Origin of the sequence: Pectinatus frisingensis (assembly GCF_015732285.1) — a bacterium.
GTDB classification, from domain to species: domain Bacteria; phylum Bacillota; class Negativicutes; order Selenomonadales; family Selenomonadaceae; genus Pectinatus; species Pectinatus frisingensis.
This window is the reverse complement of record NZ_WIQU01000048.1, coordinates 1-15729: the sequence shown is the minus strand read 5'-3', so window position 1 is coordinate 15729 and position 15729 is coordinate 1. Positions and strand designations below refer to the sequence as shown.

Annotated in this window: 18 protein-coding genes; 4 read left to right on the top strand and 14 right to left on the bottom strand. The window is 33.1% G+C overall.

The window, feature by feature from the left end; all coding sequences use genetic code 11:
• Nucleotides 1-65 precede the first annotated feature (65 nt).
• Nucleotides 66-278 carry a hypothetical protein gene (locus I6751_RS09095; protein ID WP_196590732.1) on the top strand — a complete coding sequence of 71 codons (213 nt, stop codon included), beginning with the start codon at nt 66-68 and terminating at the stop codon, nt 276-278.
• A gap of 6 nt (nt 279-284) precedes the next feature.
• On the opposite strand, the gene I6751_RS09090 is transcribed toward I6751_RS09095, so the two are convergent.
• The 9 genes from I6751_RS09090 to I6751_RS09050 form a co-directional block, all read right to left on the bottom strand.
• Nucleotides 285-650, bottom strand: coding sequence for a GNAT family N-acetyltransferase (locus tag I6751_RS09090; protein ID WP_196599078.1), 366 nt, complete (start codon nt 648-650; stop codon nt 285-287).
• Nucleotides 651-841: 191 nt separating this feature from the next.
• Nucleotides 842-1927: a hypothetical protein gene (locus I6751_RS09085; RefSeq protein WP_196590730.1), complete on the bottom strand. Its 1086-nt coding sequence runs from the start codon at nt 1925-1927 to the stop codon at nt 842-844.
• Nucleotides 1928-2076: 149 nt separating this feature from the next.
• Entirely contained in the window at nt 2077-2658 is a 582-nt protein-coding gene (locus tag I6751_RS09080) for an NINE protein (protein WP_196599077.1), read from the bottom strand.
• A gap of 66 nt (nt 2659-2724) precedes the next feature.
• Nucleotides 2725-3795, bottom strand: a complete 1071-nt coding sequence (locus tag I6751_RS09075; RefSeq protein WP_196590728.1) for an NAD-dependent epimerase/dehydratase family protein — start codon at nt 3793-3795, stop codon at nt 2725-2727.
• The gene (locus I6751_RS09070; RefSeq protein ID WP_196590727.1) at nt 3785-4504 is read right to left on the bottom strand and encodes an IspD/TarI family cytidylyltransferase; all 720 of its coding nucleotides are present in this window, start codon (nt 4502-4504) and stop codon (nt 3785-3787) included. Before I6751_RS09070 ends, I6751_RS09075 begins: the two co-directional genes overlap by 11 nt.
• A 5-nt stretch (nt 4505-4509) precedes the next feature.
• Nucleotides 4510-5355: a LicD family protein gene (locus I6751_RS09065; protein WP_196590726.1), complete on the bottom strand. Its 846-nt coding sequence runs from the start codon at nt 5353-5355 to the stop codon at nt 4510-4512.
• A 4-nt stretch (nt 5356-5359) separates the two neighbouring features.
• Entirely contained in the window at nt 5360-6451 is a 1092-nt protein-coding gene (locus I6751_RS09060) for a DUF5672 family protein (protein ID WP_196599076.1), read from the bottom strand.
• A complete protein-coding gene (locus I6751_RS09055) occupies nt 6444-7523 on the bottom strand; it encodes a pyridoxal-phosphate-dependent aminotransferase family protein (protein WP_196590724.1) in 1080 nt (359 codons plus the stop codon). The genes I6751_RS09060 and I6751_RS09055 overlap by 8 nt, the downstream gene beginning before the upstream one ends.
• Before the next feature lie 20 nt (nt 7524-7543).
• On the bottom strand, nt 7544-8287 hold the full coding sequence (locus tag I6751_RS09050; RefSeq protein ID WP_196590723.1) for a phosphocholine cytidylyltransferase family protein: 744 nt from the start codon (nt 8285-8287) through the stop codon (nt 7544-7546).
• Nucleotides 8288-8766: 479 nt separating this feature from the next.
• On the opposite strand from I6751_RS09050, the gene I6751_RS14110 reads away from it, so the two are divergent.
• The 3 genes from I6751_RS14110 to I6751_RS09030 all read left to right on the top strand — a co-directional run bounded on the left by I6751_RS14110 (nt 8767) and on the right by I6751_RS09030 (nt 9682).
• Nucleotides 8767-9042, top strand: coding sequence for a transposase (locus I6751_RS14110; RefSeq protein ID WP_196590737.1), 276 nt, complete (start codon nt 8767-8769; stop codon nt 9040-9042).
• Between the two features lie 27 nt (nt 9043-9069).
• A complete protein-coding gene (locus I6751_RS14105; RefSeq protein ID WP_414153171.1) occupies nt 9070-9261 on the top strand; it encodes a transposase in 192 nt (63 codons plus the stop codon).
• 103 nt (nt 9262-9364) lie between these two features.
• The gene (locus I6751_RS09030; protein ID WP_196590721.1) at nt 9365-9682 is read left to right on the top strand and encodes a hypothetical protein; all 318 of its coding nucleotides are present in this window, start codon (nt 9365-9367) and stop codon (nt 9680-9682) included.
• Nucleotides 9683-9815: 133 nt separating this feature from the next.
• Here the strand turns inward: I6751_RS09030 and I6751_RS09025 are convergent, their stop codons facing one another.
• The 5 genes from I6751_RS09025 to I6751_RS09005 form a co-directional block, all read right to left on the bottom strand.
• Nucleotides 9816-10904, bottom strand: coding sequence for an FkbM family methyltransferase (locus I6751_RS09025; RefSeq protein WP_196590720.1), 1089 nt, complete (start codon nt 10902-10904; stop codon nt 9816-9818).
• A 25-nt stretch (nt 10905-10929) separates the two neighbouring features.
• Nucleotides 10930-11967: a glycosyltransferase domain-containing protein gene (locus I6751_RS09020; protein WP_196599075.1), complete on the bottom strand. Its 1038-nt coding sequence runs from the start codon at nt 11965-11967 to the stop codon at nt 10930-10932.
• Between the two features lies 1 nt (nt 11968).
• Nucleotides 11969-12943, bottom strand: coding sequence for an SDR family oxidoreductase (locus I6751_RS09015; protein ID WP_196590718.1), 975 nt, complete (start codon nt 12941-12943; stop codon nt 11969-11971).
• Nucleotides 12943-14259, bottom strand: coding sequence for a nucleotide sugar dehydrogenase (locus tag I6751_RS09010; RefSeq protein WP_196590717.1), 1317 nt, complete (start codon nt 14257-14259; stop codon nt 12943-12945). Before I6751_RS09010 ends, I6751_RS09015 begins: the two co-directional genes overlap by 1 nt.
• A gap of 825 nt (nt 14260-15084) precedes the next feature.
• The coding region (locus tag I6751_RS09005) for a hypothetical protein (RefSeq protein ID WP_196599074.1) at nt 15085-15729 on the bottom strand (645 nt) is incomplete at its 5' end.

Genomic DNA, 15729 nt, shown 5'->3' with positions numbered 1-15729 from the left:
TTAACTCTTTATTAACTATCATGAAGACCTTATTTACAGACTTTTATTCATAGCCCTTGCAGTTTATGGTAACTTTTTTTGTAAATATAGCACTACCAAGTGCCGCAGGCTGTGCAGCAGCTGTTGGTACGTTACTTATACCTGCACTAATAAATACAGGTATACACCCTAAAATGGCTGTTTCTGCCATTTTTATGGGTACTTGGGGCAGCGTAGTAATGAGCCCAGGGCTTATGTTTAATCCCCAAATTGCTCAAATGGCAGGAACAAAGTCATGACAGTCGTCAGTTCATTTGAGCAATCGAAGCATACAACGTCCAAATCCCATTTTCTTCAGATTTTTTTACCAGTTCCATTAAAAGAGCCGTTCCGATGCCTTGATTTTTATATGCTTCACCAATATAAAGACTAATTTCTACTACACCTCGGTAACACTCCCTGCCCGAAGTTGGGCTTAATGCCACCCATCCCAGCGCCTTATCCTTCGAGCGGGCAACAAACCGGCATACCTTAAGATGACTTTTATCCCAATCTTTCCACAAAGGCGCTTCGGTCTGAAAGGTTGCCATACCGGTTTTAATTCCCTGTAAATAAATATCTCTTACTTCTTCCCAGTCACATGATTTCATTACATCAATCGTATATTTCATTTTTCCCCCTTACACAAGCACTGTGTGAACCCTGTGCCATTCTTTTTCATATTCAGGATTATTAGTCACTCATATCTCCCCTCTTCAAACATCCGTAAAACCTTTCTGTACTTATATTTTCTCTTCATGGATTAACTTCTCTGCATTCTTAATACAAATTCTATTTTCCTGATATATCTTCCATTTTCTTTCTATTTTAATAATGCTTGAAGTTTTTGATTATAAAGATCATATTCATCCTTCATTATTCCACCAGATTTATAATCTGGCAAAGGATCCTGCCCTAATGATACAGCCAATAATCCACCAGACAAATAATAAGCACGTTCAGACTCACTTTCCAGCACATGTGAAAGCATATCCTTTACCTTAGCATCTATATCTGTCTCACTCATTAATTGGACTTTAGTTATTTCAATATCATTATGAAGTTTTAATGCAGAATCATGTAGGAATTTAGCTTTTTCTCGTGACGGTGATTGATTACATTGATTAGCTATAGCAACAATATTTCCATCATAAGTTTCTTTAAGATGTACATATTTTTGAATCATAGTATTATTGTAATTAGAAGTTATACTATCTGATGAATTACTATTTAACCATGTTAAATACTGCGCTAAGTCAGCTAATAAATCATGAGGATTATTAACTGATTCACCACCTAATTGTACATCTTTCCCCCGAATAAAAAACCCTACTCCATTACCGCCACTACCTTTAATTAAATAGGTTATGCCATTGTGTGTAGTAGATCTATCAATAGTCTTATAATCTGTATGATGATTTTTCTGAAACATGCCCATATTCTGAAAAAGTTTCCGTTTTCCATCAGCAGTCAAATCAGGGCTCACTGTAATCACTAATGCTACCATAGCCGATAGCATCCTATCAGCAACTACCTCATCCGTTGATGTAATTGTCAAGATCACTCCTTTAACTTTATAAGTATCTGGATAATATGAAACCATCATCGACAAAGCATCCATGAAATGATACTCATAAACATTAGCATTCACTCCATGATATTCTGGTGCTTTTTTCAAATTTAATGACATCCCGGGAAATTCTGTATTGATAACACTATTATAACGATCACGAAATTCCTCTTCCGTTAGATTTATATCATATATTCCCGATACAGATTTATTTACTTTCCTTCCTTCTTGTTTATGTGCCGATTGACGATTTGAAGCAGTTTGCACAGCAGCATAAACGCCCGCACCTATTGCTAATAATAAACTAATAATTCCAAGAACGATACATTTTTTATTCATTATTTTATACCTTTTATCAATCGACACATTGTGAATAAAAAATAAATATATTCCAATGCAATCGTTTATCTTTATCCTTAATGAATTAAATCTGTCTCATTTTACAAATTCATCCGCAACACTTTTATTATACTATCAATCTATTTTTATTATAAATTTTCAGTATTTATGTAAATCATTAAATAACAACCTATGATAAGAAATATTTCAGCAATAATGCAATAATGTGAATAAATTATTGCATCTTTTAGTACTATTCGTCCATATGCATCAGTAAAATTTTTATTATACAATAAAATTAGATCGTATATAGTTCCCAATCCCCAAAATCCTAATGTAAAAAAATAAACTAAACCTGTGACATATTGACCAACATATATTCTGCCCAATCCAGCAAAACCCAAAAATCCAAGAATAGTAAGCATGACAGTCTCCATTCTATCCTTACCAGAAGGGCCTTTTAATATTTTTTTATACTCTGTCTGTGGCTCAGAAACTTCTTTTATAACAGTTATTTTTTCACCTTTTTCATCAGTGGTTTCAGTAATTGTTTTTGTTGTTACTTGTCGAATATGTTTAAATTCCTTATTTTTATTATTTTGATACATTTTATAAAGAATTATTAGTAATATTATTCCAACTACTGATATCCCACCTACACTGCCTATTGCGGCCACAGCAATTATAAGCAAAAAAAATAACATACACCCTATCAGTATTATTAAACACATATTTCCCCCTTATAAATATCCATTATAATTTATTCCATATGCCAAAGAGTAAAAAAACATATTTCTCTATTTCTCCAAATAAGCAATAGTCCTTTTCATTCCAGTCTCTACAGAAATTCTAGGATTCCATCCTGCACTGTACATTAAATCAGGGGCTAAAAAGGGAATTTTGTTTTTTAAATATCCTGTTTTTTCACTTATAGATATGGTTTTAAAAGACACCGACATTTGTCTTTCAGGAAAAATATCACATAAAAGCTCAGCAAGTTTTTTTACAGACAGAATACAGCGATTAGATGAAATATTACATACTAATTCATCCATATTTAATAAATATCGAAAAATGCCAGCAATTGTATCAGCTAAATATGTTAAAGCCAAGACTGTACTACCATCACTATTCAAAGTAATATCATGTGAGTTTAAAACATTTTGCAAAAAATCACTTACAACACGTCCATCACCAATAGGCATTCCTGGACCATAAGTGTGCGCAATACGCGAAATTTTTATAGGAATTCCATATTCATGATGATAAGACATAAGCATATTTTCTGCCAGCCGCTTACTTTCCGGATAACAGGAACGCACTTCACTTGGATTTACTACTCCATATTCAAACTCTTTGACAAATTCCTTTTCATCAGTCCTAGTACCATAAATTTCACGCGTTGACAAATACATAACTTCTCTAACCTTTTTCACACGTGCATACTCAAGGATATACATTGTTCCAAGAATATTAGTTTTAATTGTTTCAACTGGTTTATCCCGAAAACTTCCCGGAGTTGTGGAGCTAGCTGCGTGAATTATAAAATCAATATTTCCGTTGTATTCTATTGGCGCACACACATCTTGTATCAATAAGGAAAATTCCTTACTATTGGTTAATTTGTCGAAGTGCCTTACTGCTTTTTCTTTGTTTCGCACTAAACCAACGACATGAACATTCAACTTTATAGTTCTATTTAAGAACAACAACATATAAATAAAATATGATGCTATCATTCCATTTGCACCTGTAACTAAAATAGTAGAATTTCTCAATTTTTCCCAGTTAATATCTTGGTTATCAAAATATATTTTCGACATATCTTCCCAGATAATTTTATGTAATGTACCATCTTTACATACCAAAAATATCCCTACTTTCTTTCAAATCCACCAACGCCTTAAAAATATAATAATCCTCAGGTGTAGTTATTTTAATATTTGTAGTTGTACATGGTACTAAATGCACTTTTTCCCCCAATTCTGTCATCAAACTAACAGTGTCAATAGTTATACGATAGGGCATATTTTGACCTAAAGTATGTGACCTTAATACGTCTTTAAAATAAAAACTTTGTGGTGCTTTAGCGATATAAAGTGTATTACGAATTATTGTTTTTTGAGTTTCTTCCCCATTATCGCTTATAATGCCAGTTTCCGTGAATGGAACTGCTGTCACAGCAGAGCCATATTTTTTAACACACAAAATATTGTCCGAAATCATTTTTTCAGTGACCAATGGTCTTACGGCATCATGCAGCAAAATAATATCATTATCCTTACATGTCGATCGAATAGCATTAAGTGCCTTTAACTTAGATTCTTGTGTATTTACACCACCAGTAATAATCTTTTTTACCTTTTTCAAATGAAATTTCTCCACTAAATCGGCTAAATATTTTTCCCACCCTGTCACACAAGGAACAATAATATTATCAATATCCGGATGTCTGTCAAAAACTTCTAACGTATAAATAATAATAGGTTTACCATAAAGTTCTATAAATTGCTTTGGTTTGCCCGTTGTTCTCATACGAATCCCTGTACCACCCGCAAATACCAATGCTATATTCACCTAAATCATCCTCCATTAATTTCTAATCCGTCTGAAAAACGAATATATTCGGCGGGAGAAGAACCATGTCTTTCCTCTATCGGTGGAAAAGTCATATAATCACCATATTTTAAGTAAAGAATTTTATCATAACCGTTTGGTATATAAAAAACATGACCTTCAAACATGCATTCCTCTGAATTTTCATACCAACAACTATTAAAAGCATAACCTCTTTTTGTACGAGCTTCCGTATTAAAAAACCCCAGCCAACCAGTTGGTTTATTACGATACCATTCAACTATATAAAAATATATGGTTAAAACACAATTATATGGAAAAATGCGTAATAACTTATATGACATTCGCTGCCAAAAACATGTCACTCTTAGTGCTCCTACTTTGGACCATAGGATTTTTCTGCAAGCTCTTGTTGCTAATTCCATAAATCGTTGTATTTTCGTAGACGCAGCTATATTATCCAAAATAAAAATGTCAATACAAATCCCATCTTTTTGTTTTAAATGACTTTGACCAGGGCGTACATAACGAGTTCCTTTTTTACGTAATTTCCCATATGTCCAACTATATTCGGAATCCGTGGAACTATCTTGGAAAAAAAATTTATCCTTTTGTATATCCTCATTACACACAGCAACAAATTTTTCATAATCTTCTCGTAACATTTCTACATCAGCATCATCATCCCAAGGAATGAATCCATGATGACGAACTGCTCCCAATAATGTTCCACATGATAAAAAATAACGAATATGATTTATTCGACATATTCTATCAAACTCAACCAATAAATCTAAAATTTCTAGTTGCAGCTTACGTGTTTGTTCAGTATTTAACTCAATACTATTCATGCATTTAATTCTCCTTAGCTGCCCTCAAAATTACTTCTCCAACAATATTACATAATTCTTCCGAAATTTCATATATATTTCTAACCCCGATTTGCATTAAATTCTCACGTATTTCATTTCTATACATTCTTCCTGTAGTGATTATTATGCCATATTTTTGAATAACATTGGACATTTCACTTAAATGAAAAATTTTTTTCCCATTATATAAAGTTTGATCACAAATCTGTTCATCAGAAACTAAAAAACAATCTACATTAAACTCATTTAAATCAAAATACCGTAAGAAACTTTTTCCCCAGTCTCCCGCTCCATAAAATGCAATTTTACTTTGTTTATTTATAAATGAATGAAATTCGGCAATAATCTGCTCATTATTGAGAATATGTGGCCAAACAATTTTCTCATTAACAAAGGATTCAATCAAAAACTTCATAAAAGATATATCCCTGACATACCAGCCATGCACTGCAAAGGGTCGGCATTTATTATTTATTTCATAAATTAATCGCGGAAACCTATCAAATGCAAAACCACATTCAATACTAATAGGCGCTACTTGAAATTCATGACTATATTTTTCGCCACAATAAGAAAAAAACTCATCTTCATTTGCCTTCCATTCCGTACATTCATCTATGTGAGTTGCTAAAATACATCTGCAAGCCCTAATATTACGTAAGGAAAATCCACCATTTCCACCATATAATTTATAAGTTTCATCATGAAATATACCAATAGGTGCACCAAAATAATCATAAGGCATCTGACAAAATCTCTCCAGTTCATCAGAAAAAACAAAAACATCTGCTTGGCAAATCAGCATCTTTTTATAATCTTCGAAAACCTGATAGAACGAGTCTGACAAAAGTAATTGATTATAGCCTATAAATCCAGTAAAAAAATTTTCTGGAAATCGAACAATACCACAATCTGGGAATTCTCCACAATACCAAGACACATCCATATTCTTCGGTACAACGAAAACAATTGGATGCCGGTTTAAAATATCAATATTATGTCGGATAGATATTTTTTCCAAATAATCAGGCATGCTTTTATATACAGGAATAACAACAATCACTTTTTCAATCATGACTATTAACGTCCCTTATTGCTTTTTCCAGATAATAAATTAATTCTTTATTATCTTCAACATCTGTATTCCCTATATGTGCCACACGCAATACCCTATCATGCAAAATACCACCGGTAGGATTAAGCATAATATCATATTTTTCCTTCAAAACCTGAAATACCTTATACGCAATATTTTTTTCAAAAATAACTGGTGTAATTGCATTTGACAACGGATATTCAGGTATTTTTACCGGTAGATTTTGTATTTTTTGTCGAAAATCATTCGCCACTGCAGCAATATGGTCTAAATGAACCTCCAATCCTTCCTCAGCAATCAAGTTTAATGCCTTACTCATTTGCATGCATATTCCTACTGCTGGGGTAAATGGTGTTTGCCCTCGTTCAAAATTTTTAATATATGATTTAAAATCAAAATATAAAGATTGAACATCCTTATATTGAACACGTTCTTCAAAAATACGTTGGTTCAATACTACTACTGAGATTCCAGGAGGAACGCACAGTCCCTTTTGTGAACTAATAATAGTAACATCGATTCCATAAAAATCCATAATATATGGATCACATAAAAACGAACTAATCGCATCTACCATTAAATATAATTTTTTACGTTGACAAAATTCAGCAATAAGATTAATATCATAAAGCTGTCCCGTGGATGTTTCATCAATATTTACTAACAAACCAGTAAAAGAATGTTTTTCAAATGGGATAAAATGTTTTGTTGTCAAAGCTTCTCCTGGTTGCAAAATTATCTCTTCATAGGGAATTTTGTGTATCATACAAATATCGGTAAACCTCTGACCAAAAGTCCCACCATTAATAATCAAAAGTTTATCCTGCATTGAAAAACAATTCATAATGGCAGCTTCCATAGCTCCACTTCCCGAAGCCGTTAAATAAATTGACCTTGATGATTCCGCTGTGCCCATAAATTTTTTAAGCAATCGATCAGATTCCAACATAATTTTCGAAAACTCAGTTGTCCTAAAATAAGGAACATTGTTACTGCCAATTTTTTTTATTTCCTCTAACATCTCAACTGGTCCAATAGTAAACAGCCTCATATATGTCCTGCCTTTCCGACCTACTTCTTGTTTCTTAGTTGCTGCAGTTGCAGTTCCTTACGTTTCCAAACAAAGTCCATAATACGTTCATAGTCTTCGATATAATCCACTTCTGCCCAAAAATGGCCAGCTACATCTCTTACAAATACATCTTTATCAGCACTGCACCTATATAATATATCCTCCCACCAACATCCATACTCTTCCGCTTCAATAAGTTTTTCCATCATAGCTTTAAAATATTTTAAAAATGATCTTTGTATTTTACAAATACCCACATATTCGTGCGTTCGAATCTCTCTGGCTAGATCTTTCCCATATTTTACAATTTTATTTTCCTTACAGCCAAAAAAATAATCCCCCTCGTTTAGACGTACCAATGACGAATCTGCCAGCAATAATGCCTCCCTATCTTCTTCCAAAATAATCTCCATAATATCCTGTTCCCAAAACACATCTGCATTCATTAACAATAAATCTTCATTATTTGGTATATAATTTTTAGCAAACCAAAGTGAGCCGAGACTATTAGTAACTCTAAAAAACGGATTATACAAGGTAGTTATAGATAAATCTGCTAGATTATTTTCTATCTGTTTATGCTGGTATCCAACAACAACAAACGGTTCAATATTATTTTTTAAAAGCATTTCTACTGTTCGTCGAATAATTGATTTTCCCTCAATTTCTAATAGACACTTCGGTTTATCCACATGTCTACTTATCCTACTCCCCACTCCAGCTGCCATAATAATTGCTTTCATAATACACCTCCAGAGCAAAATTAACATATTACAATTACACATTGAAAATTTTAACATGATATATCATCACACATAAAATTCTTTACCATCTATATCAAAACATCAATTATACATATATTAACCTGAAATATTCACGCAGCATACAATAAAAACGTAAACAGCTATAAAGTCAATAATTTCAGCAAATTCATAGCTGTACCTATTAGGTGCCGAAAAAACATATACAAAAAGGCCTCAACTCTGTTAAAATGTAATCGCCAAAACCACACACAACAAAGGAGTTGAAGCCTTATGTATAGTTTACTAATCTACAAGTTTTTAACAAGCCCAATTGTGAAATTAATTTTAATGGTGGTAAGCTTTCTTCTGATTCAGGTTTATACCTGCTGCATGAATTTATGGAAAAAACCGGTATATTCCGTATAATCAAAAGTTTTAAAACCAAGAATACAGCCTGACGTAAATATCTTGATCATGAAATACTGCTGCAAAAGATTTACCAGATTTGTGCCGGATATCCTACAGACGACATAGCAGATAATTCATATGCCGATCCTGTCTTTAACCAACTTTGCGGTAAGAGACGCCTGGCATCACAGCCAACAATCTCACGGTTTAATTCACGTCTTGATGAATCTACCTTGGAACAGTTTAACGACATGTCTCGTAAGATACATAAGGTTCTGTATAAGAATAAACAGCCAGAACAGATTATCTTAGACTTGGATTCTACTTTACTTGTTGTGATAAAGTAATATTGTAACATCTAAACCTAATGGGATATAATCTTATTAGAAAAAGAGGAATGTAAGATTACACGTTATTATGAGCCGGAATTCAAAGAAAAAATGGTAAGGCTCCATTTAGAAGAAGGACACACTCTGCTAAATCTTCAAAGAAAATACAAAGTTTCAAAAGCTGTTATTTCCCACTGGGTAAAAAATTTTCGTAATGAATGCCAAACTATCCCCTAAAGCAAAGAAGAATATGATTCCATGAAAGAAAATCTTCGTCTAAAAAACGAACTGGAAGAAATAAAAAAGGAAAATCTTTTCCTAAAAAAAGCGGCGGCATTCTTTGCGAGGAAAATCGATTAAAGGCTTATCGATTCATTCAAAAATATCATTACTGTTTGGTGTCCGACGGCTTGTTAAAGTCGCTCATACAGCGATGAAATGTTTTACCCAACCATACAAAATCAAATATGAACGCATTATAAAACGACGCGATAAGAAAATCGCCATTGCGCGCATGATCATGACAGCCGTTTATCATATGTTCCAAACAGGTGAAATATTCGATCCTGTCGGCTTGTCCCAAATTGATATGCCTCCAGAAATGCGTGAAGATCAAATGAAAACAGCTGTTATAGAGGCCGTAAGGTTTCTTAAATGACAAGGGCTGTTACCCGATACATTTTCTGAAGGCTGTATCTAGCCTAAAAAGACAGGTACTAATTAATCTGTGTTAAAGTTTGCCTTTTTTTCAATGTGAATTTAGATAAATATACAGTTGCAACGATATTTTTTTATTCATTTTTTGTCGCATAAACAATTCCACGTCTGAAATCCATCGTAGAGGCAATATAAGGATCATAAACGAAAAACATGTACCCTTGAGAAGTACTTGTCTGATATCCTAACGCATTTAAAATAAACTGTATATTTTCATCATCATGATTTCGATGATAACTACATATAGAACAATGCACATCACTTTCTCTTAAGAGGTACCTTCCTCCTAATAATGCGTTAATCTCCTCACCTTCAATATCCATTTTTAAAAAATCAATTTTTTCTTTTACCAAACCATCTAATGTTACTGTTTCTGATGATTCAAATCGTGAAAGGAATTTATTACAAAATATAACTTTTTTACTATATGGTTCAAATGTTTTTTTCAAAGCTGTCATCCATACTGGATCTGATTCAATTAAATAAATTTTCCTTGCACGTTCAATAAACCGTAAAGCAAAATTACCTTCACAAGTTCCAGCGTCCACTATAACTGCACCATTGGGAATTTCTTCTTCATTACGTAAATAAAGATGCGGTGACCCATCTCCTTGTTCATATAAGAGATTACGTACCCATTCTTTCCCATTTTTTTGTATGAATTTATAGTTTTTTGGAAAATACATTTTTTTATCTTCAAAATCAGTATATGGCCAGCCATCTTCATCTCTTTGTATAGGTTTTAGTGCTTTATTGCCATAAAATGTTCCGTAAATATTAAAGCCATTATCATTATAATTATTGAGAACTTGCTTTATCTCAGAATCTATTGTATTACGATAAATATAACCAAGTTCTCTTACTAACATATCCTCAACATTTTTCCATAATAAAATATTATTTCTCTCAATAAAAAAATTATTGATCAGTATATGTCGTATTTCATCTGTATATTTTTTACTTGTAATAAGGATTGTAGCACAATGTAATTTTTTTATATCTGGATAACTTATAGTAAATCCCATAAAAGTCTTCCCCCATAAACTGGGATTAGAATCCACAAGACCTATAATATTATATTCTTTTGTTACCAGCCAATACCAAGTTTGAAGTAACCTTTGTCCATCTTCACCAATTCCCCATAAAATGATATCTTTTTTCATAAGAGCTAATCTCCTGCCATAAATATTAAATATGCTCATAATTTTTTAGCCATGGATTATCCCATATGGTCAAATCACATAAATCAATCGGTATACCAGTTTTCCAAAGAATAAATGGCAAGCTAATCTGATCACGTGAGGAATATCGTTCTACATTCTCATACCAAAGATTCATAGTATCTATAACTTCTGGCCGATTATGATTACGCACTAAAAATCCACCACAGTACAGTCCATTGTCAATGGGATATCCTTCTTTGAAATAATCAATAATTTGTCGTAAAATTTTTGATTTTTTTTCTTTATAATAAAAACAACAGGCAGCAGCCTCATCATAAATGCAATATCGTAAAGGATGAGGAAACATTAATATATTTGCACTATCTTGATATCTATACATAAAAGTAGACATTGTAGACAAAATTTGAAAAGAAGCATCTATCCAAATACTTGTTTGATATTCCGGAAAAAATAAATGAGGTTTTAATTTCAATTGACGTACTATCAACGAAGCAGATATATTTTTCATATTTAGCTGGCGAATTTCCCATACATTGGACTGTAAATATTTTTGATTTGTGAAGCAAACATATTTAACGTGCGGTTCTATAGTCAATGGATTTTTTAATATATCATATTGACCGATAATGGCTGTATAAACTACCAGAGAATCCTTATTAAATGATTCCGTCTCACATGATTTTCTTCTCATATGCATATTGATATTATACTTATATTGATATGCAATAACTTTTTGACTTTGATAAGACCGATTATCAAATATATATTTATTTTCAATACCATTTCCATCAACCAATTGTCTACGAATATCGTTAGCATATTGATCACTTGTAATGACAATATTGTCCCAATTAGTTGTATACAATGTTTTTGGTGAATTAACAATGTAGCTTCCCCTTTTGCGCCCAATTTTTTCTGAGGATGAGTCAATAATGCCTACAATTTCATCTGAAAAAATTTGGGGATGTGCTTGAACCATTTTTAAAAATTGTATACAATTTGTTCCCGCCCCATAAAGTAAAATACGTTTGTGATTGTTCATATCAGAGATGCTCCCGATACCAATTAATAGCTAATTTAATACCAGCATTAAAATCATACAACGGTATATATCCAAGATTTTTTTTTGCTTTTGCAATATCTGCATTAGAATCACGAATATCTCCAGGACGTTCTGAATCAAATTTAGGATTTTTTATTATCCCAAGAGCGTTACAAATTTTTACATATACATCAATCAAATATTCCCTACCACCTGCACCAATATTATATACTTCACCTGCTACATTACTTGATGCTGAGCAAGCACACATATTACCTTCAATTACATTATCAACATAAGTAAAATCACGTGACTGATGACCATCACCATGAATTATAGGTGTTTCACCATGCAAAAGCAGTCGAATAAATCGGGGAATAACAGCTGCGTATACCCCCTCCGGATCTTGCCGACGCCCAAAAACATTGAAATAACGTAAGCCATATGTATCCATACCATATGTATCATAATAAAGTTTACCATATTTTTCATTTACTTGCTTCGTAAGTGCATATGGAGACAAAGGAAATCCCTCCTGCCCTTCTTTTTTAGGTAAGATTTTCGAATCACCATAAACAGATGAACTAGATGCATAAACAAATTTTTTCACACCATTTTCCCGTGCGGCTTCCAGCATATTAAGCATGCCATGAATATTAATTTCTTCATAAAGGACAGGATATTTCATACTGCGCGGTACACTACCCCATGCTGCTTCATGCATAACATAATCAACACCTTCGGTTGCCCGCTTGCATGTATCAAAATCTCGAATATCTCCGCGGATAAATGTAAACTGCGAATTTCTCATGAACTGCTCAATATTTCCAATATGTCCCATAGAAAGATTATCCAAGCAACGGACTGTCATCCCGTTTTCTAGTAAAGCCTCGCAAAGATTAGAACCTATAAAACCTGCCCCGCCAGTCACTAAAAATATACTTTTCTCTGGAATCTGCATTCTTGAATATTTCATTATAACCTCCAATATTCAAAGGTCGGAGCAACAAAGCTTTTATCATCGAAGACGCCCTTCAAATCCATAAATATTTTCGTTTTTTTACCTACTCGATACCATGTAGCAATCAGTTCTGGTTTAAGTTTAAAAAATATTTTATGTGGTACTGCCAAAATGACAGCATCAATATCTCTGTCCATTCCCATTGAGTGCAACGTCACTCCATAAAGGCGCTTTACTTCTTCACTATCAGCCAACGGATCAACAATTATTGACTCAATACCATATGCCAGCAATTCATGATAGATATCAACAATTTTCGTATTGCGTGTATCTGGACAATTTTCTTTGAAAGTAAATCCTAAAATCATAACTCTTGCATTTTTAACAGGAATATCCTGTCGAATCAGTAATTTAACCAAATGCTCAGCAACATAATGTCCCATATCATCGTTAATACGACGCCCTGAAAGAATAACCTGCGAATGATACCCCAACATTTCTGCCTTATAAGTCAAATAATATGGATCAACCCCAATACAATGACCACCGACCAATCCTGGTTGAAATTTTAAAAAATTCCACTTTGTACCAGCAGCTTCCAGTACATGTTTTGTATCAATACCCATGCGATGAAAAATCATCGAAAGTTCATTCATAAAAGCAATATTGATATCACGCTGACTATTTTCAATAACTTTCGCCGCCTCTGCAACCTTAATGGATTCTGCACGATAAACACCTGCCCTTGCTACAAGGCTGTAAACTTTAGCAACAATATCCAATGTTTCTTCATCCATCCCTGAAACGATTTTGATAATTGTATTAAGTCTATGCACTTTATCCCCCGGATTGATGCGTTCCGGCGAATACCCTACCTTAAAATCCACACCACATTTCAAACCAGACTCTTGCTCAAGAATAGGCACACAGACATCTTCTGTCACTCCAGGATAAACCGTCGACTCATAGACCACAATAGCCCCCTTTTGCAAATTTTTACCTACTGTGTGACTTGCACTTTTTACAGGAGATAAATCCGGTGTATGATCAGCATTGACAGGAGTTGGTACAGCAATAATATGAAAAAGTGCCTCACTCAGAAATTTAGGATCAGCCGTAAAATTCACGTGGCAAGCTTTGACTACTGAATCACCGACTTCTCCCGTGGGATCAATACCCCGTTTATAAATAGCTATTTTTCGAATATTCTCATCATATCCGATGACATCTATTTTATCAGAGAATGCCACTGCAATCGGCATACCTACGTAACCAAGTCCAATCACTGCCAACTTTGTCTTATGACAAATTAGATTTTCAAATGAAATCATTTAAATTCTCCTTTTTATATAATCTTATCCATACTTTCAGTGTAACATTATAAATACTAATAAATCACACCCCATAATCCGTCTGTATTTATTAAAAATTCGAAGATGCATTCTTAATTACCATTTGATATAGACGGAGATATATATCAAAATAACAACTTATTTAATTCAGCTTTTATATTTCAAAATAACTTTTTCGAATAATTTTCCCTAAAATAAACTATACATATAAAATAATTTAAACATCAAACCCCACAATAATAAATTTTTTTGATAAATATACTGATGCATTTATCGTACTCTTCCCACCTGAATACTGATAATCTGTTCTAAATAAAAACAAACTTCTCTCTACCATAGCCTATGACTATATCAGCTATCTTAAATCGATGCCATTATCGAATAAATAGTTCAGATTATCCTTCTTTATTTGCATGCTGTCATCGGCAATACAGACTTAAACATCCACACTATAGCATTGTTTAAACCTATAATGGTAATGCAATAATCGTGTTGCAGCATTTATATAAAACTAATATTATTAGTATAGCTAGAATTTCCCAGTATATTTTCAATTTTTACTTCTAACGCAAAAGTCAGCAAAACGACTATGCTGCCAGTGAGATATATTAAGATAATGATGATCTTGCCCATAATTACCCCATAATCCATAAAATACTTAATTTAATGATATACGTAACGATGCCGACAAATCACCATAGTCTCAAAACATAACCCATTTACCATTTGTCAAAAAAATTCTTCTAAACTTATTATGAAAATCTCGACATATATTATTCATTCATCTATAATTTTCTGCTGTTCTTATTTAAGTTTCACACAAACTATGTGTCTTACCTGCTTATATGGCTGTATATTACTCTCCTGCATAACAATACGACAATTTTTCTCATCAAGTGTCAACAAAACTATAGCATCATCCGCTATTAAACGCTGCAAAACCTCACTATTATAAAGTGATTTATTTCGTTTAAAAAGTTTATTATCAATGCGAACATAGGGAACCAAACCAAAGTGTTCTCTGAGATATTTCTCTACGAATCTTCCCCATTGAGCATAGCCATAAAGAATAATTTTTTTCCGCCCCAGCAATTCTTTATTCTTCTCCAGATTAAAAACGATGTTCCGGTAAGCACTACATTGAAAAATATACCCCGCCTTGAAATACTTAATGTCACCTCCCAGTGAATCTTTGAAATTTGATACTTTAATATACTCATTATCATCCATATCAACATCCATCCAAAAATCTTCACGAACATGATAGCCACCCATATCATAAACTCGATATCCCTGTTGTTTCCCCCAACACATTTCTCGGTAATGTAAGTAGCGATTTGCCCGGGCAATTAGCTGAGCATGTTTCCTATCCTCCCGAAAAAGAGAACTACTTGTACAAAGAACAACAATACCATCCGCATGCGACATGGACTGATATAATAAAAGCGT